This is a genomic window from Cupriavidus sp. UYPR2.512, assembly GCF_000379565.1.
Taxonomy (GTDB): domain Bacteria; phylum Pseudomonadota; class Gammaproteobacteria; order Burkholderiales; family Burkholderiaceae; genus Cupriavidus.
Genome location: NZ_KB902920.1, coordinates 1 through 26,216 on the forward strand (window position 1 = coordinate 1; position 26,216 = coordinate 26,216).

General features: G+C 68.6%; 21 protein-coding genes. 15 read left to right on the forward strand and 6 right to left on the reverse strand.

Annotated features, from left to right (window positions below; translation table 11 throughout):
• Positions 1-115: DUF4372 domain-containing protein (locus A3A5_RS41210; protein ID WP_157637156.1), on the reverse strand; the 115-nt coding region annotated here is incomplete at its 3' end.
• A gap of 303 nt (positions 116-418) precedes the next feature.
• On the opposite strand from A3A5_RS41210, the gene A3A5_RS0110835 reads away from it, so the two are divergent.
• The gene (locus A3A5_RS0110835; RefSeq protein ID WP_018310597.1) at positions 419-2,527 is read left to right on the forward strand and encodes a molybdopterin-dependent oxidoreductase; all 2,109 of its coding nucleotides are present in this window, start codon (positions 419-421) and stop codon (positions 2,525-2,527) included.
• On the forward strand, positions 2,524-3,657 hold the full coding sequence (locus tag A3A5_RS0110840) for an aminopeptidase (protein WP_018310598.1): 1,134 nt from the start codon (positions 2,524-2,526) through the stop codon (positions 3,655-3,657). The genes A3A5_RS0110835 and A3A5_RS0110840 overlap by 4 nt, the downstream gene beginning before the upstream one ends.
• 25 nt (positions 3,658-3,682) lie before the next feature.
• Here A3A5_RS0110840 and A3A5_RS0110845 read toward each other — a convergent pair whose 3' ends face one another.
• On the reverse strand, positions 3,683-6,991 hold the full coding sequence (locus A3A5_RS0110845) for a carboxyl transferase domain-containing protein (protein ID WP_018310599.1): 3,309 nt from the start codon (positions 6,989-6,991) through the stop codon (positions 3,683-3,685).
• A 210-nt stretch (positions 6,992-7,201) separates the two neighbouring features.
• Here A3A5_RS0110845 and A3A5_RS0110850 point away from each other — a divergent pair, with 210 nt between their 5' ends.
• Together A3A5_RS0110850 and A3A5_RS0110855 are read left to right on the forward strand one after the other, a co-directional pair.
• A complete protein-coding gene (locus tag A3A5_RS0110850; RefSeq protein WP_026200657.1) occupies positions 7,202-7,864 on the forward strand; it encodes a TetR/AcrR family transcriptional regulator in 663 nt (220 codons plus the stop codon).
• 189 nt (positions 7,865-8,053) lie between these two features.
• Positions 8,054-9,736, forward strand: a complete 1,683-nt coding sequence (locus tag A3A5_RS0110855; protein WP_018310601.1) for a long-chain fatty acid--CoA ligase — start codon at positions 8,054-8,056, stop codon at positions 9,734-9,736.
• 105 nt (positions 9,737-9,841) lie between these two features.
• Here the strand turns inward: A3A5_RS0110855 and A3A5_RS0110860 are convergent, their stop codons facing one another.
• The 4 genes from A3A5_RS0110860 to A3A5_RS0110875 form a co-directional block, all read right to left on the reverse strand.
• A complete protein-coding gene (locus A3A5_RS0110860) occupies positions 9,842-10,294 on the reverse strand; it encodes a hypothetical protein (protein WP_018310602.1) in 453 nt (150 codons plus the stop codon).
• Positions 10,291-10,794 (reverse strand): MarR family winged helix-turn-helix transcriptional regulator, encoded by a 504-nt coding sequence (locus tag A3A5_RS0110865; protein ID WP_026200658.1) that lies wholly within the window; start codon positions 10,792-10,794, stop codon positions 10,291-10,293. Before A3A5_RS0110865 ends, A3A5_RS0110860 begins: the two co-directional genes overlap by 4 nt.
• 130 nt (positions 10,795-10,924) lie before the next feature.
• Positions 10,925-11,926 carry a tripartite tricarboxylate transporter substrate binding protein gene (locus tag A3A5_RS0110870; protein ID WP_018310604.1) on the reverse strand — a complete coding sequence of 334 codons (1,002 nt, stop codon included), beginning with the start codon at positions 11,924-11,926 and terminating at the stop codon, positions 10,925-10,927.
• 177 nt (positions 11,927-12,103) lie between these two features.
• Complete coding sequence (locus tag A3A5_RS0110875; protein WP_018310605.1) at positions 12,104-13,243, reverse strand: porin; 1,140 nt, start codon at positions 13,241-13,243, stop codon at positions 12,104-12,106.
• A 336-nt stretch (positions 13,244-13,579) separates the two neighbouring features.
• Here A3A5_RS0110875 and coq7 point away from each other — a divergent pair, with 336 nt between their 5' ends.
• The 11 genes from coq7 to murG all read left to right on the forward strand — a co-directional run bounded on the left by coq7 (position 13,580) and on the right by murG (position 26,209).
• Positions 13,580-14,203 (forward strand): 2-polyprenyl-3-methyl-6-methoxy-1,4-benzoquinone monooxygenase, encoded by a 624-nt coding sequence (gene coq7, locus A3A5_RS0110880; protein ID WP_026200659.1) that lies wholly within the window; start codon positions 13,580-13,582, stop codon positions 14,201-14,203.
• A gap of 418 nt (positions 14,204-14,621) precedes the next feature.
• Positions 14,622-15,050, forward strand: a complete 429-nt coding sequence (gene mraZ, locus A3A5_RS0110885; protein WP_010814778.1) for a division/cell wall cluster transcriptional repressor MraZ — start codon at positions 14,622-14,624, stop codon at positions 15,048-15,050.
• Between the two features lie 7 nt (positions 15,051-15,057).
• Positions 15,058-16,059 (forward strand): 16S rRNA (cytosine(1402)-N(4))-methyltransferase RsmH, encoded by a 1,002-nt coding sequence (gene rsmH, locus A3A5_RS0110890; protein WP_026200660.1) that lies wholly within the window; start codon positions 15,058-15,060, stop codon positions 16,057-16,059.
• On the forward strand, positions 16,056-16,373 hold the full coding sequence (gene ftsL / locus A3A5_RS0110895) for a cell division protein FtsL (protein ID WP_018310608.1): 318 nt from the start codon (positions 16,056-16,058) through the stop codon (positions 16,371-16,373). The genes rsmH and ftsL overlap by 4 nt, the downstream gene beginning before the upstream one ends.
• Positions 16,370-18,175 carry a penicillin-binding protein 2 gene (locus A3A5_RS0110900; RefSeq protein ID WP_018310609.1) on the forward strand — a complete coding sequence of 602 codons (1,806 nt, stop codon included), beginning with the start codon at positions 16,370-16,372 and terminating at the stop codon, positions 18,173-18,175. The genes ftsL and A3A5_RS0110900 overlap by 4 nt, the downstream gene beginning before the upstream one ends.
• Complete coding sequence (locus A3A5_RS0110905; RefSeq protein WP_018310610.1) at positions 18,172-19,743, forward strand: UDP-N-acetylmuramoyl-L-alanyl-D-glutamate--2,6-diaminopimelate ligase; 1,572 nt, start codon at positions 18,172-18,174, stop codon at positions 19,741-19,743. Before A3A5_RS0110900 ends, A3A5_RS0110905 begins: the two co-directional genes overlap by 4 nt.
• Positions 19,740-21,140 (forward strand): UDP-N-acetylmuramoyl-tripeptide--D-alanyl-D-alanine ligase, encoded by a 1,401-nt coding sequence (gene murF / locus A3A5_RS0110910; RefSeq protein ID WP_026200661.1) that lies wholly within the window; start codon positions 19,740-19,742, stop codon positions 21,138-21,140. Before A3A5_RS0110905 ends, murF begins: the two co-directional genes overlap by 4 nt.
• A 13-nt stretch (positions 21,141-21,153) precedes the next feature.
• A complete protein-coding gene (mraY, locus tag A3A5_RS0110915; protein ID WP_018310612.1) occupies positions 21,154-22,323 on the forward strand; it encodes a phospho-N-acetylmuramoyl-pentapeptide-transferase in 1,170 nt (389 codons plus the stop codon).
• Positions 22,324-22,392: 69 nt separating this feature from the next.
• Positions 22,393-23,904: a UDP-N-acetylmuramoyl-L-alanine--D-glutamate ligase gene (gene murD, locus A3A5_RS0110920; protein ID WP_018310613.1), complete on the forward strand. Its 1,512-nt coding sequence runs from the start codon at positions 22,393-22,395 to the stop codon at positions 23,902-23,904.
• The gene (gene ftsW, locus A3A5_RS0110925; protein ID WP_018310614.1) at positions 23,901-25,142 is read left to right on the forward strand and encodes a putative lipid II flippase FtsW; all 1,242 of its coding nucleotides are present in this window, start codon (positions 23,901-23,903) and stop codon (positions 25,140-25,142) included. Before murD ends, ftsW begins: the two co-directional genes overlap by 4 nt.
• The gene (murG, locus tag A3A5_RS0110930; protein WP_018310615.1) at positions 25,139-26,209 is read left to right on the forward strand and encodes an undecaprenyldiphospho-muramoylpentapeptide beta-N-acetylglucosaminyltransferase; all 1,071 of its coding nucleotides are present in this window, start codon (positions 25,139-25,141) and stop codon (positions 26,207-26,209) included. The genes ftsW and murG overlap by 4 nt, the downstream gene beginning before the upstream one ends.
• Positions 26,210-26,216 lie beyond the last annotated feature (7 nt).

The following is a 26,216-nucleotide window of genomic DNA, read 5'->3' on the forward strand; positions in this document are numbered from 1 at the left end:
CGCAGCCCAAGGTGCGCACGCCCGCATCTCCGCGATGCTTCTCGATAATGCGACCGAAGGTCTTCCATGGCACGAATTCCATGACCTGCGCGAACAGCGTCTTGCCCACATTCATGGGTCGATCCTGGTCGTTGAAACCCGAAAGGATCGCAAATTTTCCGTTCGAAATTCAAATCGTGGACACCCATGGAATCCTCACAACCCGCGTCAGCATTGGCTTCCAAGCCAATGACCCTCAAATAAACCGGACACTAGTGTAATCGAATACAATCGGATCGAGATACTCCCCGCCATCACCCCGCACGGCCGGGAAAGCGCCGCCCGCCGGCGCGGCTCGGGCGCCGCTACCCGCCGCCTGCGCCGGCATCTCCAGTTCCGTACGACCGAACGAAAACAACACACCCCGCCCGGAGACCCCATGGCTTCCCGCATCGTCCGCGCCGCCTGCCCGCATGACTGTCCCGACACTTGTGCCTTGCTCGTCACCGTCGAGGACGGCCGTGCTGTCAAGGTGGCGGGCGATCCCGACCATCCCGGCACGCAGGGCGTGCTGTGCACCAAGGTGTCGCGCTACACCGAGCGCACCTACCACCCGGACCGGCTGCTGACGCCGATGAAGCGTATCGGCAAGAAGGGCGAAGGCAAGTTCGCGCCGATCTCCTGGGAGGAGGCGCTGGACACCATCGCCACCCGCCTGCAGGCGATCGCGGCGCGCGATCCGCAGGCCATCGTGCCGTACAGCTACGCCGGCACCATGGGGCTGGTGCAGGGCGAGAGCATGGCCGCGCGCTTCTTCAACAAGCTGGGCGCGTCGCGGCTGGACCGCACCATCTGCGCCAGCGCCGGTGCCACCGCGCTGCGCTACACCTACGGCGCCAGCGTGGGCATGGACATGGAGCACGTGGCCGATGCCAAACTGGTGATCATCTGGGGCGGCAACCCGATTGCCTCCAACCTGCATTTCTGGACCCGCGCGCAGGAAGCCAAGCGGCGCGGCGCCACGCTGGTGGCGATCGACCCGTACCGCTCGCTGAGCGCCGAGAAGTGCCACCGCCATATCGCCCCGATGCCCGGCACCGACGGCGCGCTGGCGCTGGCGCTGATCCATGTGCTGATCCGCGATGACCTGCTCGATCACGACTACATCGAACGCCACACCGTCGGCTTCGAGGCGCTGCGCGAGCGCGCGCAGGCCTACACGCCGGCACGCGCGGCCGGGATCTGCGGCATCCCGGCCGAGGACATCGAATGGCTGGCCGGCCTCTACGGCCAGCTGGCGGTGCGCGAGCGCCAGCCGGTGGCGATCCGCCTGAACTACGGCATGCAGCGCGTGCACGGCGGCGGCCAGGCGGTGCGCGCGGTGGCGTGCCTGCCGTCGCTGGTGGGCGCCTGGCGCCATCCGGCGGGGGGGCTGCAGCTGTCGACCTCGGGCTTCTTCCCGGTCAACGAGGCCGCCCTGCAGCGCCCGGACCTGCTGCCGGGCTGGCCGCAGAAGCTGCCGCGCATCGTCAACATGAGCACCATCGGCGACGCGCTGCTGGCCGAGCCGACACCCGGTGCGCCGCGCATCGAGGCCGTGGTGGTGTACAACAGCAACCCCGTCGCGGTGGCGCCGGAATCCGGCAAGGTCGCCGCGGGCTTCGCGCGCGAGGACCTGTTCACGGTGGTGCTGGAGCACTTCCGCACCGACACCGCCGACTATGCCGACATCCTGCTGCCGGCGACCACGCAGCTTGAGCACACCGACGTGCACAAGGCCTACGGCCATACCTATTTCCTGGCCAACAACGCCGCCATCGCGCCGATGGGCGAGGCCCTGCCCAATACCGAGATCTTCCGCCGGCTGGCGCAGCGCCTGGGCTTCACCGAGGCGTGCTTTGCCGACAGCGACGAGGCCATCGCCGCGCAGGCCATCATTCCGGGCGATGCGCGCGCGGCCGGCATCAGCTGGGAATCATTGAAGGCGCAGGGCTGGCAGAAGCTGGCGCTGCCGGCGGCGCCGTTCGCCGAGGGCGGCTTCCCGACCGCATCGGGCAAGTGCCAGTTCTATTCGGAGCCGATGGCGCGTGACGGCTTCGATCCGCTGCCCGACTACGTGCCGCAGTACGAAGCACCGCAGACCGCGCCAGAACTGGCGGCGCGCTATCCGCTGGCGATGATCTCGCCGCCGGCGCGCAACTTCCTCAACAGCTCCTTCGTCAACGTCGACAGCCTGCGCGCCACCGAGGGCGAGCCGCACCTGGACATCCATCCGGCCGACGCCGCCGAGCGCGGCATCGTGCACGGCGCCATGGTGCGCGCCTTCAACGACCGCGGCAGCATGGTGGCACGCGCCCGCGTCACCGACCGCGCGCGGCGCGGGCTGGTGGTGGGCCTGTCGATCTGGTGGAAGAAGCTGGCTTCGGACGGCAAGAACGCCAATGAGCTGACCAGCCAGCGCCTGACCGACCTGGGCCGCGCGCCGGTGTTCTATGACTGCCTGGTGCAGGTCGAGGCCTGCACGGAAGGGGCAGTCCTGTCGGCATGACGCCGCTGCCCGGCCGCCAGCGCAGGGCGGCACTCCTGGCGGCGGCCGGCCTTACCGCGGTGGTCCTGGTGACGGCCGGGTGCGAGGCCGTCGGCTACTACGCGCAGTCGATCGGCGGCCACCTGGGCGTGATGGCCCAGGCACAGCCCCTGACCGAGGCCATCGCCAGCGCGCGCGACGCCAACGATGCGCGCCTGGCGCAGCGGCTGGCGCTGGCCGGCCGCATGCGCGACTTCGCCTCGCGCGAACTGAAGCTGCCCGAGAATGGCAGCTACCGCCGCTACGCCAACCTGCACCGGCCCTACGTGGTGTGGAGTGTGTTCGCCACGCCCGAGCTGTCGATGGAACTGCGCAAGTGGTGCTTCCCCGTCGTCGGCTGCATCAGCTACCGCGGCTACTACGCCCAGTCCGATGCCGAGCAGTATGCGCAGGGCCTGCGCCGCGACGGGCTTGAGACGTACGTGGCCGGCATCCCAGCCTATTCGACGCTGGGCTATTTCGACGATCCGCTGCTCAATACCTTCGTCTACCTGCCCGAGGGCGAGCTGGCGCGGCTGATTTTCCATGAGCTGGCGCACCAGGTGGTCTACGTGCGCAACGACACCGCCTTCAACGAATCCTTCGCCACCGCGGTGGAAGCGGCGGGCGTGGAGCGCTGGCTGGCCGAGGATGCGTCGGAGGACGCGCGCGCCAGCTATCGCCAGTACGATGCCCGGCGCCAGCAGTTCCGCGCGCTGTTGCTGGGCACGCGCGACCGGCTGGTGGCGCTGTACCAGACCCCGCTCGATGATGACGCCAAGCGCGAGGGCAAGGCCAAGATCTTCGCCGACCTGCGGGCCGAGTACGCGCGGCTGCGCACGGAGTGGGGCGGCTACAGCGGCTATGACCGCTGGTTCGGCCAGCCCCTGACCAATGCCCACCTGGCCGCGGTGGCCACCTACCAGCAGTGGGTGCCGGCCTTCACCGCGTTGCTGGCGCAGTGCAACGGCAACTGGCAGCGGTTCTATGACGAGGCCGCCCGTATCGGCGCGCTGCCCGCCGCCGAGCGCGAGGCCGCGCTGCACCGGCTGGCGCCGCCGGCCACGCGCACCGGCACGCTGACCGCGGGCGGCAAGACCGCGGCCAACTAAGCTGCCGCGCCGCCGCGCGCGCCGCTTACCAGGTATCGATGAAACGTCTCGCTGCGTTGGCCTGGCGGCCGAGGTTCCCCGGCGGCACCGAGGCCAGCCCGCGCAGCAGCCAGCGCCGCGTGTCGGCCGGGTCGATCACCGCGTCGATCTCCAGGTGGCTGGCCATGTTGAGCGCGCGGCCGCGCTGGTAGGCGCCGTCGACCATGCGCGCGAACAGCGCCTCGCGCTCGTCGGGGTCGGCCACCGCCTCCAGCTCCTTGCGGAAGCCCAGCCGGATCGCGCCCTCGATGCCCATTGCGCCGAACTCGCCGCTGGGCCAGGCCGCGGTGAAGAAGGGCGCGGCAAAGCTGCCGCCGGCCATGGCTTGCGCGCCCAGTCCGTAGCCCTTGCGCAGCACCACCGTGAAGAATGGCACGCGCAGCGCGCCAGCGGTGACAAAGAGGCGCGACACGTGCCGCACCGTGGCGGTCTTCTCGGCCTGCGGCCCGACCATGAAGCCCGGGGTGTCGCACAGCGACACCATCGGCAGCCCGTGCGCGTCGCACAGCTGCATGAAGCGCGCGGCCTTGTCGGCGGCGGCGCTGTCGATGGCGCCGCCGAGGTGGCGCGGGTTGTTGGCGATGCAGCCGAAGGCGCGGCCTTCGATGCGGATCAGCGCGGTGATGACGCCGGTGCCGAACGCCGCGCGCAGCTCCAGCACCGAGCCGCTGTCCGCCATGGCGGCGATCACCGCGCGCATGTCGTAGCTGCGCAGGCGGTTCTCGGGGATGGCGTGGCGCAGGTGGCGCGGGTCTTCGGCACGCCAGTCATGCACATCGCCCTGGAAGTAGGACAGGTAGCGCTGCGCGGCCTCGACCGCGGCCGCTTCGTCGTCGACCAGCACGTCGATCACGCCGTTGGGCCCCTGCACGCTGACGGGGCCCACTTCCTCCGGCGCGAACACGCCCAGCCCGCCGCCCTCGATCATGGCCGGCCCGCCCATGCCGATGGTGGCGCTGCGCGTGGCGATGATGACGTCGGCGCAGCCCAGCAGCGCCGCATTGCCGGCAAAGCAGCGGCCCGAGACGATGCCCACCAGCGGCACCTGGCCCGACAACCGTGCGAACTGGATGAACGAGGTGCAATCCAGCCCGGCCACCACCGGCATGTCAGTGTCGCCAGGGCGGCCGCCGCCGCCCTCGGCAAACAGCACCACCGGCATCTGCCACTGGCGCGCCAGCGCCAGCATCCGGTCCAGCTTCTTGTGGCCGTAGAACCCCTGCGTGCCGGCCAGCACGGTGTAGTCGTAGGCCAGCACCATGCAGCGCGTATCGGCGCCGGGAAAGCGCGCCGCGTTGATGGTGCCGATGCCGGTGACGATGCCGTCGGCAGGCGTGGCGCTGACCAGGTCCTCGACGCTGCGGCGCTGCCGTTGCGCGGCGATGGCGAGCGCGCCGTACTCGATGAAGGAGTCGTCGTCGCACAGCTGGGCGATGTTCTCGCGCGCCGTGCGGCCGCCCTGGGCGTGGCGCCTGGTGACGGCCTGGGCGCGTGCGGCGTCGTGGCCGAGGGCGTGGCGCTCCAGCGTTTCGCGCAGGTCCGCGCGCACATGGCCGAGGTCGGCCGCTGCGGCGGTCTCGGCGGCATGGCCGGCATCGTCGCCGGGGGCCAGCACGATGACCGCGGCGCCGGCGCGCAGCGTGGCGCCCGCAACGGCCAGCACGCGCAGCACCGTGCCGGGGGCGGGCGCCTCCAGCGGATGCTCCATCTTCATCGCTTCGATGATGGCCAGCGGCTGGCCGCGCCTGACCGTGTCGCCTGCGCGCACGTGAATGGCGGCGAGCGCGCCGTCCATGGGCGCCGGCACGACAATGGCGTCGTCGGGGAGGTCGGCCAGCGCCTGGTCCGCGTCCGCCGGCGCGCTGTCTGCGAGGGCGGGCGGCGCGTGCAGCACCGGGTGGTCGGCATCGGCCGTCGCCAGTGCGGCCAGCGCCTGGTCCAGGTACTGCGTGTGCACGGCATTGCGGCGCACGTCGTCCAGCTGCAGCAGGTCCTGCAGCAAGCGACGGTTGGTGTCGATGCCTTCGATGCGGAACTCGCACAGCGCGCGGTAGGCGACCGCAAGCGCACGCGCGTAGTCGCCCCCGGGTTCGTGCACGATCAGCTTGGCCAGCAGCGAATCAAAGCGCGGATTGGCCGTCATGCCGGCAAAGCCAGCGCTGTCCACGCGCACGCCTGGCCCGTTGGGCGGCTCGAATGCCGTCAGCGTGCCGCTGGCCGGGCGCAGCTGGCCCTGCGCGTCGAGGTGCTCGGCATTGATGCGCAGCTGCACCGCGATGCCGCGCGGCGCGCTCGCCTGCTCCAGGCCCAGGTCGGCCAGGCGCGCGCCGGCGGCGATGGCCAGCTGGGTTTGCACGAGGTCGATGCCGGTCACCATCTCGGTCACCGTGTGCTCGACCTGCAGGCGCGGGTTGGCCTCCATGAACCAGAACGCTGGGCCGACATCGCCGCCGCCTTCCACCAGGAATTCGAACGTGCCGATGCCGCGATAGGCGGCGGCGCGCGCCAGTGTGGCGGCGGCATCGGCCAGCCTTGCGCGCAGTGCGTCGTCCAGGGCCGGGCTGGGGGCGATCTCCACCAGCTTCTGGTGGCGGCGCTGCAGGCTGCATTCGCGCTCGCCCAGCGTCAGCACGCGGCCGTCGGCGTCGGCGACCACCTGAATCTCGATATGGCGCGGCGCGGCGACGATGCGCTCCACGTAGACCGCGCCATTGCCAAATGCCGCGGTCGCTTCCGAGACGCAGCGTGCGTAGGCCTCGTCGATCTCGGCAGCGCGATGCACGGCGCGCATGCCGCGCCCGCCGCCGCCGGCGAGCGCCTTGATCATCATGCCCGCTTGCCCGTCGAGGCTGTCGAAGAAGGCCCGCGCCTGCCCCAGCGAGGTCGGGCCGGTGGTGCCGGGCACGACCGGCACGCCATGCTCGCGCGCCAGCGCGCGGGCGCGGGCCTTGTCGCCGAACAGGCGCAGCACGTCGGGCGCGGGGCCGGCGAAGACCAGCCCGGCGTCCAGGCAGGCCTGCGCAAAGTCGGCGTTCTCGGACAGGAAGCCGTAGCCGGGGTGCACCATGCCGCAGCCCGCCCGCCGCGCAGCGTCCACCACGGCGGCAATGTCGAGGTAGGCGCGCGGACCAGTGCCGGGCAGCGCCACGGCCGCGTCGGCCTTGCGCACGTGCAGCGCGTCGCGGTCGTCTTCGCTGTACAGCGCCACGCTGGGAATGCCCATGGCCGCGGCGGCCCGCGCGATGCGGATGGCGATTTCGCCGCGATTGGCGATCAGGAGCTTGTCGGTCGTCATGATGCGGGAGGGAGCGTTGATGGCGGGCGTTGGGCGGGGCGCAGCGCGGGTATGTACTCGTTGGTATATTTTTTTACCGTTGGGTACGATCCTAGGGTGACTGGGTATTCGCGTCAATCGGCCGTTTTCCCTTTGGGCGCCGCAGACCGCGGCGTCAGGCAAGGGCTCGACCGGGCTGGCATTCCGATCCCGCCATGCGAGAATTGCATCATGTCGATTGCACCCAGATCCGCACCGCTGAACCCGCCGTTGAGCGCACCGCCAGAGCCGCAGCCGGCCCGCCCGCATATCGCCGAGCGCCAGGAGGCCCGCCGCCGCCAGATCCTCGATACTGCCGCGCAGCTCTTCTACAGCAAGGGCTATCCCGGCATGACCATGAACGACCTGTGCCGCGCGCTGGGCGTGACCAAGCCGGCGGTCTACTACTACTTTACTGACAAGTACGAGATTTTCGACATCCTGTGCCGCGAGTCGGCCCAGACCTGCCTGCCCGTGATCCGCGAGACCGCGGACCCGGCGCTGCCGGTGCGCGAGCGCCTGCAGGCCTGCCTGCTCGAGATGGCGCGGCGCTGCGTCGCCTGCCATGTGCCGGCCACGCTGAGCTTTCGCGACAACCAGTACCTGCGCCCCGACACCGTGGCGTGGCTCGACAGCATGGCGCGGGACTTCTATCGCGACCTCTATGCGCTGCTGGAAGAGGGCAAGCGCGATGGCGTGTTCGCCTTCGGCGACGCGCGCGTGACGGCGCATGCGATCGGCAGCGTGGTGGGGTTCCTGTACACCTGGCATGAACCCGGGCGCATGGACCCGCAGACACTGGCGCAGGAGCTTGCCGCCAGCATGATGAAGCTGGCGTTGCCCAGCGGCGGGTGAGTGCAGATTTGTCTCACTAGGGGTTATCCCGCTACTTGCGCCCGATCGGTGGCGCATAATGCCCGTCAGGGGCTCCAAGGCCAGTCCGGTGGCCCCGAGGACTTCGTCTAAGTTGTTGTTTTAACCGGGGCGCACGTTTAGCATCTCGGCAAAATCGAACGACCATTCAGAAATTCAGGAGACGGTGCTATGGAAAGAATTTGGCTGAAACACTACCCGGCCGGCGTTCCCGCCGAGATCGATGCCAGCCAGTTCCGCTCGCTTGCCGCGCTGCTCGAGGCGTCTTTCCGCACCTATGCCGACCGCAAGGCTTTCGTCTGCATGGACAAAGCGATCACCTACGGCGAACTGGACCAGCTGTCAGCCCACTTTGCCGCGTGGCTGCAGTCGCGCGGACTGCGCCCCGGCGCTCGCGTGGCGATCATGATGCCGAACGTGTTGCAGTACCCGGTAGTGCTGGCGGCAGTGCTGCGCGCGGGCTTCGTGGTGGTCAACGTCAATCCGCTCTACACCCCGCGCGAGCTGGAGCACCAACTCAAGGACAGCGGCGCCGAGGCCATCGTGATTCTGGAGAATTTTGCCTCCACGCTGCAGCAGGTGCTGGCCAAGACCCCGGTCAAGCACGTGGTGGTGGCCAGCATGGGCGACTTGCTGGGCGGCCTGAAGGGCGCGATCGTCAATTTCGTCGTGCGCAACGTCAAGAAGATGGTGCCGGCGTGGGAACTGCCCACCTGCGTGCGCTTCAATAGCGTGCTGGCCGAAGGCCGCAGGCTGACCCTGCAGCCGGTCACCACCGGCCCCGACGACATCGCCTTCCTGCAGTACACGGGCGGCACCACCGGCATCTCCAAGGGCGCGGTGCTGCTGCACCGTAACATCGTGGCCAACGTGCTGCAGTCCGAGGCATGGATGCAGCCAGCCCTGAACAAGGGCGCCCATATCGACCAGCCGATCACCATCACCGCGCTGCCGCTGTACCATATCTTCGCGCTGACGGTCTGCTGCCTGCTGGGCATGCGCAGCGGTGGCATGAGCGTGCTGATCCCGAATCCGCGCGATATCCCGGGCTTCATCCAGGAACTGCAGAAGTACAAGTTCAACATGTTCCCGGCGGTCAACACGCTGTACAACGCGCTGCTCAACAACCCGGAGATCGGCAAGGTCGACTTCTCCGGCCTGCGCGTGGCCAACGGCGGCGGCATGGCGGTGCAGGAGGCGGTGGCCAAGCAATGGCTGGCCAAGACCGGCTGCCCGATCATCGAAGGCTACGGCCTGTCCGAGACCTCGCCCTCGGCCACCTGCAACCCGACCGACACCAATGCCTTCTCCGGCACTATCGGCATGCCGCTGCCGTCGACTGAAGTGGTGATCCGCGACGATGACGGCAAGGACGTGCCGCTCGGCCAGCCGGGCGAGATCTGCATCCGCGGCCCGCAGGTGATGGCCGGCTACTGGAACCGCCCGGACGAAACCGCCAAGGTCATGACCCCGGACGGCTTCTTCAAGACCGGCGACATCGGCGTGATGGACGAGCGTGGCTATACCAAGATCGTCGACCGCAAGAAGGACATGATCCTGGTGTCGGGCTTCAACGTGTATCCGAACGAGGTCGAAGGCGTGGTCGCCGAATGCCCGGGCGTGCTGGAAGTGGCGGCCGTGGGCGTGCCCGACACGCACTCGGGCGAGGTGGTCAAGCTGTTCGTGGTGAAGAAGGATCCGGGGCTGACCGAGGCCGATGTGATCGAGTTCTGCAAGGAGCGGCTGACCGGCTACAAGCGGCCCAAGTACGTCGAGTTCCGCACCGAGCTGCCCAAGACCAACGTCGGCAAGATCTTGCGCCGCGAACTGCGCGACAGCCGCAAGGCGGCCTGAGCTTGCTAAGTGATTCGGTATCCCGCTGGTTTGCTCCCTCTCCCGCTAGCGGGAGAGGGAGCACACAAGCAGTGATTCCACCGCGGGCGGTTTGCGCGCGGCGCTTCAGCACTCATTCGACGGCGCCAGCCGCGCATCCGGGCTCCCGTCCAGATAAATCACCCGCACGCACATGCCCGGTTCCACGCCCGGCAACGCGGGCGCATTGGCCGACACGATTGCGCCGTCCATGGTGCGTACCTTGTACTGAAACAAGTCCACCTGCTGCACCGGCGCAGGCTTGCTGAACAGCCGGCTCAGGTCGAAGGCAAAGCCCACGCCCACGCCGCCGCCCCCGTGGCCGCCGCTCGCGGCGCCCACGCCGACGCTGGTACCGCCGCCGTAGTACGGGGGCACCTGGGCCACGTCCAGGCGGGTCAGGAACGTCTTCTCGGTGACGCGGCCAAGCCTGATGGTGGCATTCACCGGGGTGACCTGCGGCGGCGGCGGCGGCGTGCTGCTGCATGCAGCCAGCACCGGCAGCAAGCCGTACAGGGTAAAGATGGCAAGCGGTTTCATGGCGAGATCAGGCCGGTCTTGAGCCGGCCAAGCAGTCGGAACAGGGCGCGCCGGTCGGTCTCGGCCAGGCCCGAGAACAGTTGCCCGATCCAGTCCTCATGCGCACGCGCCATGCGCGAGAACGCGGCGCGCCCGGCCGGCGTCAGGCGGATCAGGTAGGCACGGCGGTCAGTGGGCAGGGCCTCGCGCGAGACCAGGCCTTCCTGCTGCAGCTGGTCGGTGATGCCGGTGACGTTGCCGCCTGTCACCATCATGCGGCGCGACAGCTCGCCCATCTTCAGGCCTTCCGGATGGCGGTCGAGCTGTGCCATCAGGTCGAAGCGCGGCAGCGTGCAGGCAAAATCCTGGCGCAGCCGCGAACGGATATCGCCCTCGATCAGGGTGGTGCAGGTCAACAGCCGCAACCACAGCCGCAGCGCTTCGTGCTCGGTCTGGTCGGCGCGGGTTTCAAGGTCGACCGGCGCGCTTTCGGCGCCGGCGGCAGGGAACGGGTTTGGCATCTTCAGTGCATCGGTGCGCAGGTGTGCGGCCGCAGCCGCCAGGGGCCGCCCACGGGGCGGGCAGCCGACATTTGATGCCTCAAGTATATGCGCGATACGCGCCGCCGCCCTGCCGGCGGTCAAATCGGTGTCAATCCACCTTGGCGCCGGAATCCTTGACCACCTTGGCCCACTTGGCGGTTTCGGCGCGGATGAACGCGGCGAACTGCTCCGGCGTGTTGCCGACAGGCTCGGCGCCCTGCGCCTGCAGGCGTTCGCGCACGGCCGGGGCATGCAGCGCCTTGGCCACTTCCTGCTGGATGCGGTGGATGACATCCGGCGGCGTGCCGGCCGGCGCCAGCATGCCGAACCAGGAGCTGGCTTCATACTGCGGCAGGCCCGCGGCCTGGGCGATGGTCGGCACGCCCGGCAGCGCCGGCGACGGCCTGGCGCTGGTCACCGCCAGCGCCTTGAGCTTGCCGCTCTTGATCAGCGCCATCGACGACGGCAGGTTGTCGAACATCACCTGCACGGTGCCCCCGGCCAGGTCCGTCAGCGCCGGCCCGCTGCCCTTGTACGGGAAGTGGACCATGAAGGTCCGGGTCTGGGTCTTGAACAACTCCCCGGCCAGGTGGATCGAGGTGCCGTTGCCGCTGGAGGCCATGTTGATCTTGCCGGGGTTGGCGCGCGCGTAAGTGATCAGGTCCTTGACGCTCTCGATCTTGTTTTGCTGCGCGAACGCTGGGTTCAGCACCAGCACGTTGGGCACGGCCGCCACCTCGGTGATCGGGGCGAAGTCCTTGATCGGGTCGAACGGCAGCTTGCCGTACAGCGACTGGTTGATGCCATGCGTGCCCACGGTGCCCATCAGCAGCGTGTAGCCATCCGGCGCGGCCTTGGCGACGAGATCCGCGCCGATATTGCCGCCGGCACCGGGTTTGTTGTCGACCACCACGTTCCAGCCCGGCAGCCTGGCCAGCTCCGCGGCCACGGCGCGGGCCAGGATGTCAGTGGTGCCGCCGGCGGCAAAGGGCACCACCAGCCGGATCGGCTTGGCCGGGTACGGGTCGGCGGCCAGCGCCGACTGGCTGGCGAGCGCGGCAAGGCTGGCGGACAGCAACAGCGCGACGGCGCGCCGGCGATTGGGTTGCATGCGTGGTCTCCTGGTGTTGTGCGCCTGCCCGGCACGGTGGGCGGCATGGGTCAGTGCATTCTAGTCGTCACCCGTGGCCGCGCCGATGAGGTGATGCCCTATGGGTATATCCAAAGTCCGCGCCAATGCAAAAAGGCACCCGAAGGTGCCTTTCAAGATCGTCCTTGTGACTGGCGATCAGAACTTGTGGCGGATGCCCAGTGCAGCGCCGACCATGGTGGTCTTGCCGGTGCCCAGGAAGTAGCCGTTGGCAAAGCTGATCGCCGAGGTGTCGAAGTTCAGGCCTGCGTACTTCGAGAAGGCCGTGGTCAGGTAGACGTCGGTGCGCTTGGACAGGTTGTAGTCGGCGATGAACGAGATCTGCCAGGGGTTCTTGATGTTGTTGGTGGTGTTGGTGGTGGCGGCGGCCGGGTTGAAGTTCTTGACGTCGTCGTAGTAGTAAGCCAGCGTCAGGCCCAGTTGCGGCATGACCTGATAGTTGGCGCCGACCCAGTAGTAGTTGTCCTTCAGGATGGTGTTGTCGTTGGCATGCTTGTTCATGCCCCAGCGGTAGCCGGCCATGACCTTGGCCGGGCCGAAGGCATAGCTTGCGGCGACCGCAGCCTTCTTGAAGTCACCGGTGCCGCCGCCGGCGGTCAGGGTCGGGTTGTACTGGTCATAGGCGGCCGAAATGCCGAACGGGCCGGCGGCCCAGGCCACGCCGGCACCGTAGCCGGTGTCGCGGCGGAATTGGCCCGGGACTTCGCCGTTGCCGGCGACGCCGTTGCCGAACGACCAGTGGGCGACCGCGGTAACCGGGCCGAACACGCCGGTGTACTTGGCGGTGTTGTCCGAGCGGAAGTTCGCGCCGAGCTGGGCGACCACCGGTTCATACTGGGTGGCATAGCCGGTCGGCGAGTAGTTGGCCATCATGTCGAACATCGAGGTGTACTGGCGACCCAAGGTCACGCGGCCGACCTGGCTGCTTTCCAGACCAACGTAGGCCTGGCGGCCGAAGAGACGGCCGCCTTGCTGCAGCGAGCCGGAGTCGATGCCGAAACCGCTTTCCAGCACGAACAGCGCCTTCAGGCCGCTGCCCAGGTCTTCCACGCCGCGCAGGCCCCAACGCGAACCGGACAGGCCGCCCGAGGACATGCGGTAGAGGTTTTCCGCGGGGCCGACGGCGAAGCCATTGGCGGCCGACGGGGTGACGCTGGACATATGGCTCACGTATTCGATGTTGGCATCGACGACACCGTACAGGGTCACGCTCGATTGGGCCTGCGCCGCCCCAGCAAATGCGCCAAGCGCTGCCAGCGCCAGAAGCGATTTCTTCATGCTCGTTGATCTCCACTGTAAGAATTATTGGTGACGGCGCGGGAGAACCTCCTGTTGGTCTCCACCCCCCGCGCGTCAAACTTCCTTGGAAGTTGCGAAGTACTGTAACAAACAACCCTTAATTCACTACTCAGGCCGATCCCCCTTGTCTTCTTTTAACAACTCAGGGTTTCTGAGTAGCCAGGCGCATCAATGCAAGGCGGGATGCGGGTTGGCGCCGATTAGAGGCAAGCTACAATGCGGGTAATCCCGATGGCCCCTGCGCGTGCCGCGCCGCGGCTGCGCACCCCACGATGGCAGGGACTGCCGGGAACGAAGACCAACCGCCTCTGCGACATGGACACCCTGATCAAAGAATTCGACGTGGCATTGCGCGCCATTGCCGGCGCCACGCGCACCGCGCGCGCCAACCCGGCTGACCGGCTGGCGCCGGACACCGAACAGATGAGCGCCGATGAACGCCGCCACGTGGCCGGGCTGATGCGCATCAACCATGTCGGCGAGGTCTGTGCGCAGGCGCTGTACCAGGCCCAGAAGCTCACCGCGCGCAACGGCGCGGTACGCGCGCAGATGGATGCCGCCGCGCGCGAAGAGGAAGACCACCTGGCCTGGTGCGCCGAGCGCCTGCGCGAGCTGGGCTCGCGCCCGAGCCTGCTCAACCCGCTGTGGTACGCCGGCGCCTTCGCCATTGGCTGGATGGCCGGCCGCGCCGGCGACCGTGTCAGCCTGGGCTTCGTCGCCGAGACCGAGCGCCAGGTCGAGCACCACCTGGGCGGGCACCTGGACCGCCTGCCCGAGGCCGACGGCCGCTCGCGCGCCATCCTCGAGCAGATGCGCGACGACGAGATCCGCCACGGCGACGCCGCGCGCGATGCCGGCGGGATCCCGTTGCCCGCCCCGGTGCGGGCGCTGATGCGCGGCGCGTCGCGCGTGATGACCACCGCCGCTTACCGGATCTGAGCCGACCCTGCCTGCCCCGCGCCGACCCTGGTTCCGGCGGGGCTGGCGGGCAATTGTTGTATCCTTCCTTCGCGCGACGGGGCAGGTCTTTCCCGTGCCGCCGGCAGTTCCCCCGCAAGTGGTTCTCAGGTGGTTTCTCGGCTTTCCTCCCTAAGATCTTCATTTCATTAAGGATTCACTTTTTGGGTGCGTGAGGTGTGCGCGCTAAGTCATTGTTCTGATTCAAAAAAACTCGTTTGTTGCCCTGCAACCAGCCTTGACCCGCCATATGGCTTCCTCTAAAGTGGGAAATAGTGTGAGGAAGTGTATTTTTGTGTGAAATTGGGCCCCGGCCGTGGGATGATGTCGCCATAGTCGGAGCAGAAGGGATTCACGCGCATGCTGGCCGACAACCGGCCGGCAGGGACCGGGAGCGAGCTTGTTTCAGGGAGCATCGGCACTCTCGCTGGATGCCAAGGGGCGGATGTCCATTCCGTCCAGGCACCGCGAGGCGCTGCAACAGCAGGCCGAGGGCCGGGTGACGCTGACCAAGCACCCGGATGGCTGCCTGTTGCTGTTTCCCCGGCCCGAGTGGGAAACCTTCCGCACGCGCATTGCAGCGCTGCCGATGGATGCGCACTGGTGGAAGCGCATCTTCCTGGGCAACGCCGCCGACGTGGAAATGGACGGCGCGGGCCGGGTGCTGATCGCCCCGGAACTGCGCAGTGCCGCCATGCTCGACAAGGAAGTCATGCTGCTCGGCATGGGCAGCCATTTCGAAGTGTGGGATGCCGCGACCTACGCCGCCAAGGAACAGCAGGCGATGGCGCAGGGCATGCCCGAAGCATTGAAGAATTTCTCTTTCTGACGAGGTCATGAGTCCTACCGGAACGCCGGCAACCCCCGCCCTGCGCCATCGCACCGTGCTGCTGGACGAGGCCGTCGACGCCTTGGTCTGGCGGCCCGACGGGGTCTACGTCGACGGCACCTTCGGCAGGGGAGGGCACAGCCGGGCGGTGCTGGCCCGGCTGGGGCCAGACGGGGCCCTGGTTGCATTCGACAAGGACCCAGCAGCAATCGCAGAAGCGGGCACCATCAAGGATGCCCGCTTCTCCATTGAGCACGCGAGCTTTGCGGCCATGGCCGAGCGCCTGTCGGGGCGCGGCCACGTCGCTGGCGTGCTGCTCGACCTGGGGATCAGCTCGCCCCAGATCGACGAGGCGGCGAGGGGGTTTTCCTTTCGTTTCGAGGGCCCGCTGGACATGCGCATGGACACCACGCGCGGCATCACTGCCGCGCAGTGGCTGGCGCAGGCGGATGAGCAGGACATTGCCAGGGTGATACGAGACTATGGGGAAGAACGGTTTGCTGTACAGATTGCAAAGGCGATTGTTGCTCGCCGGAGCGAACCCGGCGATGGCGGACCCATCGCCACTACTGCCGACCTTGCCGCGCTCGTGGCGAAAGCCGTCAAGACACGCGAGAAGGGTCAGGACCCTGCGACCCGCACCTTTCAGGCTCTACGGATTCACGTCAATCAAGAGCTTGAGGACCTCGAAAGAGGGCTGAAGGCGGCGTATGAACTGCTGCAGGTCGGAGGGCGCCTGGTGGTGATCAGCTTCCACTCGCTGGAGGACCGCATTGTCAAGCGGTTCATGGCGGCGCACGCCCGTCCCCAGCAGGATGCCGACCCGGCGCTGCGCCGCGCGCCGCTGCGCGCGGCCGACCTGCCGCAACCGACGCTGCGCCTGCTCGGCCGCTACAAGCCCGGCACCGAAGAGGTGGCTGCCAACCCGCGCGCGCGCTCGGCCGTGATGCGCGTGGCCGAAAAGCTGGCGCCTGCCGCGGCACCCACCGGCGGAGGCGCGCGCGCATGAACCGCCTGACCTTCTTCCTGCTCGCCGCGCTGATCCTGTGCGCGCTGTCGCTGGTGAGCGCGCAGCACCAGGCGCGCACGCTGTTCGTCGCGCTGGAGCGGGCCCAGGCTGAAGAGAAGCAGCTCGATATCGACTGGTCGCGCCTGCAGTACCAGCAGAGCGCGCTGGGCAAGAGCGCACGCATCGCCGACGCGGCGCGCGCGCAGCTGAAGATGGCGCCGGTCAACCCCGGCAAGACCCAGTACCTGTCCGGCATCGTGCTGCCGCCGCCTGCCGAGGCGGCGCCGGCCAGTGCCGCGGAGGCGCGCCGATGAGCATGGCCCGTCCCAACCCGCCCCGCCGTGACCGCAACGGCACCGCCTCGCGCCCGCGCAGCGGCCAGTTCTCGGCCAGCCCGGTGCTGGGGCTGCGCCTGCCGATGTGGCGCTCCAAGCTGGTGGTGTTCCTGATGTTCGCGGCCTTCGGCGCGCTGGCCCTGCGTGCGGCCTGGATCCAGGGCCCCGGCAACCAGTTCTACGAGGCCGAGGGCAAGAAGCGCTTCCAGCGCACGCTGGAGCTGCCGGCCACGCGCGGCAAGATCCTCGACCGCAACGGCCTGGTGCTGGCCACCAGCCTGCCGGTCAAGGCCATCTGGGCGGTGCCCGAGGACGTGCCCAACCAGGTCGAGGCCGCCAAGATCCGCCAGCTGGCCAAGCTGCTCGGCATGTCCGAGAAAGACCTGGGCAAGAAGCTGTCCGAGGACAAGGGCTTTGTCTACCTGAAGCGCCAGGTGCTGCCCGACGTCGCCGACAAGATCGCCGCGCTGAAGATCGAAGGCATCCACCAGACCCGCGAATACAAGCGCTTCTACCCGGAAGGGGAGGCGATGGCGCATATCGTCGGCTTCACCAACGTGGAAGACCGCGGCCAGGAAGGCGTGGAGCTGGCGCGCGAGCCCGGCCTGGCCGGCCGTGCCGGCGCGCGCCAGGTGATCAAGGACCGCCTGGGCCGCGTGGTCGAGGACGTCGGCGTGCTGAAGACCCCGCGCGACGGCGAGGACATCCAGCTGTCGATCGACGCCAAGATCCAGTACCTGGCCTACAACGAGCTCAAGGCCGTGGTCGAGCGCCACAAGGCCAAGGCCGCCAGCGCGGTGGTGCTCGACGCCCAGACTGGCGAAGTGCTGGCGCTGGCCAACTGGCCCACCTACAACCCCAACGACCGCAGCCGGCTGTCCGGCGAGCAGCTGCGCAACCGCGTGCTGACCGACACCTTCGAGCCGGGCTCGATGATGAAGCCGATCACGGTGGGCCTGGCGCTGCAGCTCAAGCGTGTGACGCCGTCCACGGTGATCACCACCACCGGCAAGTACAACTTCGAAGGCGCCACCATCAGCGATACCCACAACTACGGGGCGCTGACGGTGAGCGGCGTGATCCAGAAGTCGAGCAACATCGGCACGACCAAGATCGCGATGCTGATGAAGCCGCAGGAGATGTGGGACATGTTCACCAGCGTCGGCCTTGGCCAGGCGCCCAAGATCGGTTTCCCCGGCGCCGTGGCCGGCCGCGTGCGTCCGTTCAAGAGCTGGCGCCCGATCGAGCAGGCCACCATGTCGTATGGCTACGGCCTGTCGGTGTCGCTGTTCCAGATGGCCCACGCCTACACCATCTTCGCGCATGACGGCGAGCTGATCCCGGTGTCGATGTTCCGCACCAGCGGCCCGGTCACCGGCGAGCGCATCCTGTCGCCACAGGTGGCGCGCGATGTGCGCGCCATGCTCGAGACCGTGACCGCGCCCGGCGGCACAGCGCCCGAGGCGCAGGTGATGGGCTACCGCGTCGGCGGCAAGACCGGCACCGCCTACAAGCACGAAGGCCGCGGCTATAACCGCAGCAAGTACCGCGCCTCTTTCATCGGCCTGGCGCCGATGTCGAACCCGCGCGTGATCGTGGCCGTCAGCGTGGACGAGCCCACCGCCGGCAGCCACTACGGCGGCCTGGTCGCCGGCCCGGCGTTCGCGGCCATCACCGGCGGCACGCTGCGCGCACTGAACGTGCAGCCCGACTCGCCGATCCGCCAGCTGGTGGTCAGCGACAAGGTGCAGGAGAGCGAACCGTGGAGTTCGACCCAATGACGGCCAAGCCACTGCTCCCGCTCGAGGTCACCGCCCAGGCCAGCAACGCGCTGGCCTGGCTGCGTACCAACGTGGCCGCATCGGCCCAGCTGACCGGCGATACCCGGCGCCTGGCGCGCGGCGACGTGTTCTTTGCCTACGTGCTGGGCAACGACCGCCTCGCCACCGATGGCCGGCCCTATATCCAGCAGGCGATCGCCGCCGGCGCGGGCGCCGTCGTCTATGAGGCGGACGGGTTCGACTGGCCCTCCGGCAATGCCGTGCCGCACCTGGCCGTCACCAACCTGCACCAGCTGGCCGGCCCGATCGCCGCCGGCTGGCACGGCAATCCGGTGCGCGGCCTGGCCGTGACCGGCGTCACGGGCACCAACGGCAAGACCTCATGCAGCCAGTGGCTGGCGCGCGTGCTGCAGGCCGCGGGCACGCCCTGCGCAACCATCGGCACGCTTGGCACCGGTTTCCCCGGCGCGTTGCAGGCCACGGGCTTCACCACGCCCGACGCGGTGCAGTTGCAGGCCAGCCTGGCGGCGCTGCACGACGCCGGCGCGCGCGCGGTGGCGATGGAAGTGTCCTCGCACGGCCTGGAACAGGAACGCGTGGCCGGCACGCATTTCTCGGCGGCGGTGCTGACCAACCTGACCCAGGACCACCTCGACTACCACGGCACCATGCAGGAGTACGAGGACGCCAAGGCACGCCTGTTCCGCTGGGACGGCCTGCGCACCGCGGTGGTCAACCGCGACGATGCCATGGGCCAGCGCCTGCTGGCGGCCGACGCCGCCGCCATTGCCGCGCCGCACGTGATCGAGTACGGCATCGACGGCCCGGGCGCCGCTGGCGTGCGCGGTCCGCGCGGCCAGTGGCTGCGCGCCACCAATGTGCGCGCTACGGCCACCGGCACCGCCTTCCATATCGACGGCAGCTTCGGCAGCGCCGAGATGGCCACGCCGATGATCGGCGCCTTCAATGTCAGCAACCTGCTGGCGGTGCTGGGTGCGGCGCTGGCCAACGGCGTGGCGTGGGATGCGGCCATCGCCGCGCTGCGCGCGCTGACGCCGGTTGAAGGACGCATGGAGCTGTTCGGTGCCGGCGGCGGCCACGACGCCACGCAGGCGCCGCTGGCCGTGGTCGACTACGCCCATACCCCGGACGCGCTGGCGCAGACGCTGGCCGCGCTTCGCCCGGTGGCGCAGGCGCGCAACGGCCGCCTGTGGTGCGTGTTCGGCTGCGGCGGCGACCGCGACCCGATCAAGCGCCCGCTGATGGGCGCGGTGGCCGAGCGCGAGGCCGACGAGGTCATCCTGACCAGCGACAACCCGCGCAGCGAAGACCCGCAGGACATCCTGGACGCCATTGCCGACGGCATGGCCGAGCGCGCGCGCGCGCGCCAGATCGAAGACCGCGCCGCCGCCATCCTCTATGCCGTCAGGCACGCGGCACCGGCCGACGTGGTGCTGGTGGCGGGCAAGGGCCATGAGGCCACCCAGGAGATCCAGGGCCGCAAGCGCCCGTTCTCCGATCGCGAACACGTACGACTGGCGCTTGCCACCCGTGGAGTATCGGCATGAGCCAGACCCCAATGACCACCTTGCAGCAAGCCGCCGGCTGGATCGCCGGCGCGCGCGTTTGCGGCGACGGCGCCGTGCAGTTTTCGCGCGTGCATACCGACAGCCGCAGCGTCGAGCCCGGCGACCTGTTCGTCGCCCTCAAGGGGGAGCGCTTCGACGCGCATGACTTCATCGCCGACGTGGTGGCGCGCGGCGCCGCCGCCGTGCTGGTCAGCCGCGAGGTCGATGCAGGCGTGCCGGCCATCGTCGCGCCGGACACGCGCATCGCGCTGGGCGAGCTGGGCGCCGGCTGGCGCCGCCAGTTCACGCTGCCGGCGGTGGCGGTGACCGGCAGCAACGGCAAGACCACGGTCAAGGAAATGATCGCGGCGATCTTTGCCGCGGCGGTGGGCGAGGACCAGCGCCTGGCCACCGGCGGCAACCTGAACAACGATATCGGCCTGCCGCTGACAGTGCTGCGCCTGCGCGCCGCGCACAAGCTGGCGGTGCTGGAGCTCGGCATGAACCATCCGGGCGAGACCGTCTACCTGGCCGGCATCGCCCAGCCCACCGTGGCGGTGATCACCAACGCGCAGCGCGAGCACCAGGAGTTCATGGTCAGCGTGGAAGCCGTTGCCCACGAGCACGCCGCCGCGATCGCGGCGCTGCCGGCCCACGGCGTGGCGGTGTACCCGCTCGACGCGGAAAGCGGCGGCGCCCACGCGCCGGTGTGGCGCGAAGCCGCGGGCGAGCGCCGCGCGCTGTCCTTCGGCACCTCGCAGCGGGCCGATGTGCACGCCACCGTGACGCTGTTCGACGGCGCACAGGTGATGCAGGTACGCGCGCCCGGCCATGCCTTCGACGTGCGCCTGGCGCTGCTGGGTGAGCACAACGTGCGCAACGCGCTGGCCGCCATCGCCTGCGCGCTGGCCGCGGGGGTGCACGTGCCGGCGATCCAGTCGGGCCTGGCCGGCTTCCATGCGGTCAAGGGCCGGCTGCAGGTCAAGTACACACCGGGTGGGACGGTAGTCATCGACGACACATACAACGCCAACCCCGACTCCATGCGCGCCGCCATCGACGTGCTGGCCGGCTTTGCCGCGCCGCGCATCCTGGTGCTGGGCGACATGGGCGAAGTTGGCGACCAGGGTCCGGCGTTCCACCAAGAGATCGGTGCCTACGCCAAGGCGCGCGGCGTTGGCACGCTGTGGGCGACCGGCGAACTGGCCGTGCATGCGGTGCAGGCATTCGGCGCGGGCGGCCGGCATTTCGGCACCGCGCAAGCACTGACAAAGGCGCTGGAGGAAGACAGCAGGGGCATGGTGGCGCAAGCGGGCGCCGTGCTGGTGAAGGGATCGCGCTTCATGCGCATGGAACGGATGGTCGCGGCGCTGGTCGCAGACACTTCCGCACATTAAATAAGACAACACGATGTTATTGGCTCTGGCCCAGTGGCTGCAAAACGACTACAGCTTCCTCCGGGTCGTCAACTACCTGACTTTCCGCGCGGTGATGGCCAACCTCACCGCGCTTCTGATCGGGCTGGCGTTCGGTCCGTGGGTGATCCGCAAGCTGACCGAGCTGAAGGTCGGCCAGGCGGTGCGCACCATCGGCCCGCAGACCCACCTGGTCAAGGCCGGCACGCCGACCATGGGCGGCGTGCTGGTGCTGGTCTCGATCGCGGTGTCGACGCTGCTGTGGTGCGACTGGGGCAACCGTTTTATCTGGGTGGTGATGCTGGTCACCTTCGGCTACGGCGCCATCGGCTGGGTCGACGACTACCGCAAGGTGGTGTATCGCGACCCGCGCGGCATGTCGAGCCGCGAGAAATTTTTCTGGCAGACGCTGATCGGCCTGGTGGCCGCGGTCTACCTGGCGTTCTCGGTGTCGGAAAGCAGCAACGTGAAGGTGTGGGACCTGTTCCTGAGCTGGGTCGAGGGCGGGCTGTCGCTGGACATGCCGTACAAGTCCAACCTGATCGTGCCCTTCTTCAAGGAGATCAGCTACCCGCTGGGCGTGGCCGGCTTCATCGTGCTGACCTACCTGGTGATCGTGGGCTCGAGCAACGCCGTTAACCTGACCGACGGCCTGGACGGGCTGGTGATCATGCCGGTGGTGCTGGTCGGCAGCGGACTAGGTGTGTTTGCGTATGTGATGGGCAGTTCGGTCTACAGCAAGTACCTGCTGTTCCCGCATATCCCGGGCGCGGGCGAGCTGCTGATCTTCTGCTCGGCGCTGGGCGGGGCAGGACTGGCGTTCCTCTGGTTCAACGCGCACCCGGCGCAGGTCTTCATGGGCGACGTCGGCGCGCTGGCGCTGGGCGGCGCGCTGGGCACGGTGGCGGTGATCGTGCGCCAGGAGATCGTGCTGTTCGTGATGGGCGGCATCTTCGTAGTGGAAACACTGTCGGTGATGGCGCAGGTCACGTGGTTCAAGATCACCAAGCGGCGCTATGGCGAAGGCAGGCGGCTCTTCCGGATGGCGCCGCTGCATCACCATTTCGAACTGAGTGGCTGGAAGGAAACGCAAGTCACGGTGCGCTTCTGGATCATCACCATGCTGCTGGTGCTGATCGGGTTGTCGACACTGAAGTTGCGTTAATGGTTGCGCGGGTCAGGGACTGACGGCGCTCTCTAGATAGATACAGGAAACCAAAGGCAGGAAATCGAAGTGTTTGGCGAGCTGCAAAAACCTCATGTGCTGGTACTGGGCCTCGGTGAGTCGGGGCTGGCCATGGCGCGCTGGTGTGGCCTGAACGGCTGCGCGGTGCGCGTGGCCGACACGCGCGAGGCGCCCGCCAACCTTGCCTTCCTGCAGGCCGAGCTGACTTCGGCCGAATTCGTCGGCGGCCCGTTCGCCGACAGTCTGCTCGACGGCATCGGCCTGGTGGCGATCAGCCCGGGCCTGTCGCCGCTGGAAGACGGCACTGGCGCGCTGCTGGACAGCGCGCACGCGCGCGGCATCCCGGTGTGGGGCGAGATCGAACTGTTCGTGCGCGCGCTGCGCCACCTGGAAGCCGAGTCCGGCTACGCGCCGAAGATCCTGGCGATCACCGGTACCAACGGCAAGACCACCACCACCGCGCTGACCGGCCGGCTGGTGGAGCGCGCCGGCAAGAGCGTGGCGGTGGCGGGCAATATCAGCCCGTCGGCGCTGGACAAGTTGTCGGCCTGCATCGCCTCGGCGTCGCTGCCGCAGGTGTGGGTGCTGGAACTCTCCAGCTTCCAGCTGGAAACCACGCACACGCTGGCGCCCGCCGCGGCCACGGTGCTCAATGTCACCCAGGACCACCTGGACTGGCATGGCACGATGCAAGCCTATGCGGCGTCCAAGGCGCGCATCTTCGGGCCGGCGGACAGCGAGTGCGTGCAGGTGCTCAACCGCAACGACCGCCTGACCATGGACATGGCGCGGCCCGGGCGCTCGCCACTGACTTTCGGCACCGACCTGCCTGAAACGCCGGGGAGCTTCGGCATCCTGCGCGAGGGCGGCATGCCCTGGCTGGTGCTGGCCGAACCCGATCCGGACGCGCAAGGGGAAGGCAAGCCGCGCCGCCGCAAGGCCGCCGAGGTGGTCCAGGAAGCCGTGCCGGTGCGCCACAAGCGCCTGATGCCGGCTGACGCGCTGCATATTCGCGGCATGCACAACGCCACCAACGCGATGGCCGCGCTGGCGCTGTGCCGTGCCATCGACCTGCCGATGAACGCACTGCTGCACGGCCTGCGCGAATACCGCGGCGAGCCGCACCGCGTCGAGTGGGTTGCCACCATCGACGATGTTGAGTATTTCGACGACAGCAAGGGCACCAACGTCGGCGCCACCGTGGCTGCGTTGTCGGGGCTGGACAAGCGCGTGGTGCTGATCGCCGGCGGCGAAGGCAAGGGCCAGGATTTCTCGCCGCTGGCCGCGCCGGTGGCGCAATACGCACGCGCGGTGGTGCTGATCGGCCGCGCCGCGGGTGAGCTGCGCGATGCCTTGCAGGGCAGCGGCGCCAGCCTGGTCGACGCCGCCACGCTGGAAGAGGCCGTGACGAAGGCTGCCGGACTGGCCGGGAGCGGCGATGTGGTGCTGCTGTCACCGGCGTGTGCCAGCCTCGACATGTTCCGCAACTACGTGCATCGCGCCGAGGTGTTCCGCGGCGCGGTGGAAGAACTGGCGCTGTCCCGGGGGATCCTGCCATGAGCGAAGCACAGGTCAAGCGCAGCGGCTTTATCGGCGCCACCATCGGCAATGCCTGGGGTGGCCTGCGCGACGCCGTGTCGGGTGTCAAGCCGACGCGCTCGCGCATGATGGAGTACGACCAGCCCATGCTGTGGGTGTCGATCGTGCTGCTCGCGCTCGGCCTGGTGATGGTCTATTCGGCCTCGATCGCGCTGCCGGACTCGCCGCGCTATGCCAACTACCGCGAAAGCCACTTCCTGCTGCGCCATGCGTTCGCGCTGGGGATCGGGCTGTCGGTCGGGCTTGCGTCGTTCCAGATCCCGGTCAAGGTGTGGGACCGCTACGCGCCGAAGCTCTTTATTTTCGCGCTGATCCTGCTGGTGATCGTGCTGGTGCCGTTCGTCGGCAAGGGCGTGAACGGCGCGCGGCGCTGGATTCCGCTGGGCGTGATGAACTTCCAGCCGTCCGAGCTGATGAAGCTGGCGGTGGTGCTGTACGCCGCCAACTACACCGTGCGCAAGCAGGAGTGGATGCAGACCGTGTCCAAGGGTTTCCTGCCAATGGGCGTGGCGGTGGTGGTGGTGGGCATGCTGCTGCTGCTGGAGCCCGACATGGGCGCGTTCCTGGTGATCGCCGCGGTGGCGATGGGCATCCTGTTCCTGGGCGGCATCAACGGCAAGCTGTTCGCCGGGCTGGTGGGCGTGGCGGTGGGTGCGTTCGCGCTGCTGATCACCGCGTCGCCCTGGCGGCGCGAGCGGATCTTTGCCTACCTGAACCCGTGGGAAGAGAGCAATGCGCTGGGCAAGGCCTACCAGCTGACGCATTCGCTGATCGCCTTCGGCCGCGGCGAGTGGACCGGCGTGGGGCTGGGCGGCAGCATCGAGAAGCTGCACTACCTGCCTGAGGCGCATACCGACTTCATCCTGGCGGTGATCGGCGAGGAATTCGGCTTTATCGGCGTGCTGGTGGTGATCGTGCTGTTCTACTGGCTGGTGCGCCGCGCCTTCAATATCGGCCGCACCGCGCTGCAGCTGGACCGCACCTTTGCCGGCCTGGTGGCCAAGGGCATCGGCGTGTGGGTCGGCTGGCAGACTTTTATCAACATGGGCGTGAACCTGGGCCTGCTGCCGACCAAGGGGCTGACGCTGCCGCTGGTGAGCTATGGCGGTTCGGGGATTTTGATGAACTGCGTGGCATTGGCGATCCTTCTCCGCATTGATTACGAAAACCGTGTACTGATGCGCGGAGGGAAGGTATGACCGCACCGCGCACCCTGCTCGTGATGGCCGGCGGCACGGGGGGACACGTGTTCCCGGGGCTGGCGGTCGCGCAGGCGCTGCGCGAGCAGGGCTGGAAAGTGGTCTGGCTGGGCAACCGCACCGGCATGGAAGCCACGCTGGTGCCCAGGCACGACATCCCGATGGAGTTCATCCAGTTCGGGGGCCTGCGCGGCAAGGGCCTGGTGACCAAGTTCCTGCTGCCGCTGAACCTGCTGCGCGCGTTCTGGCAGAGCATCGTGGCGCTGCGCAGGGTGCGCCCGAGCGTGGTGCTGGGCATGGGCGGCTATATCACCTTCCCGGCCGGCATGATGGCCTCGTTGCTCGGTCGGCCGTTGGTGCTGCATGAGCAGAACTCGATCGCCGGCCTGGCCAACAAGGTGCTGGCGAAGGTGGCCGACCGCGTGCTGTGCGCGTTCCCGGATGCGCTGCCCGGCAGCGAATGGACAGGCAACCCGGTGCGCGAGGAACTTGCCCGCCTGGACGCCCCCGAGGCGCGCTACGACCAGCGCAGCGGCCCGCTGCGCATCCTGGTGGTGGGCGGCAGCCTGGGCGCGGCGGCGCTCAACGAGGTGGTGCCCAAGGCCATCGCGCTGTTGCCCGAGGGCGAACGCCCGGTGGTGACGCACCAGGCGGGCGCCAAGCAGATCGATACGCTGCGTGCCAACTATGCGGCCGCGCAGGTGCCGGCGCAGACGCTGCCGTTTATCGACGAGATGGCGCGGGCCTATGCCGACGCGGACCTGGTGATCTGCCGCGCCGGCGCGATGACGGTCTCGGAAGTGGCCGCGGCGGGCGTGGCGGCGCTGTTCGTGCCGTTCCCGCACGCGGTGGACGACCACCAGACCACCAACGCAAAGTTTTTGTCGGGACAGGGCGCGGCCCTGCTCGTGCAGCAGAAGGACCTGACGGCCGAGGGCCTGGCGCAGACCATTGCCAGCCTGACCCGGCCGCAGCTGAAAGACATGGCGCGCCTGGCGCGCGGACTGGCCAGGCCAGAGGCTACCCGGCGCGTTGCCGAGGTATGCAGCGAGCTGGCCAGGGACTGAAGCCTAT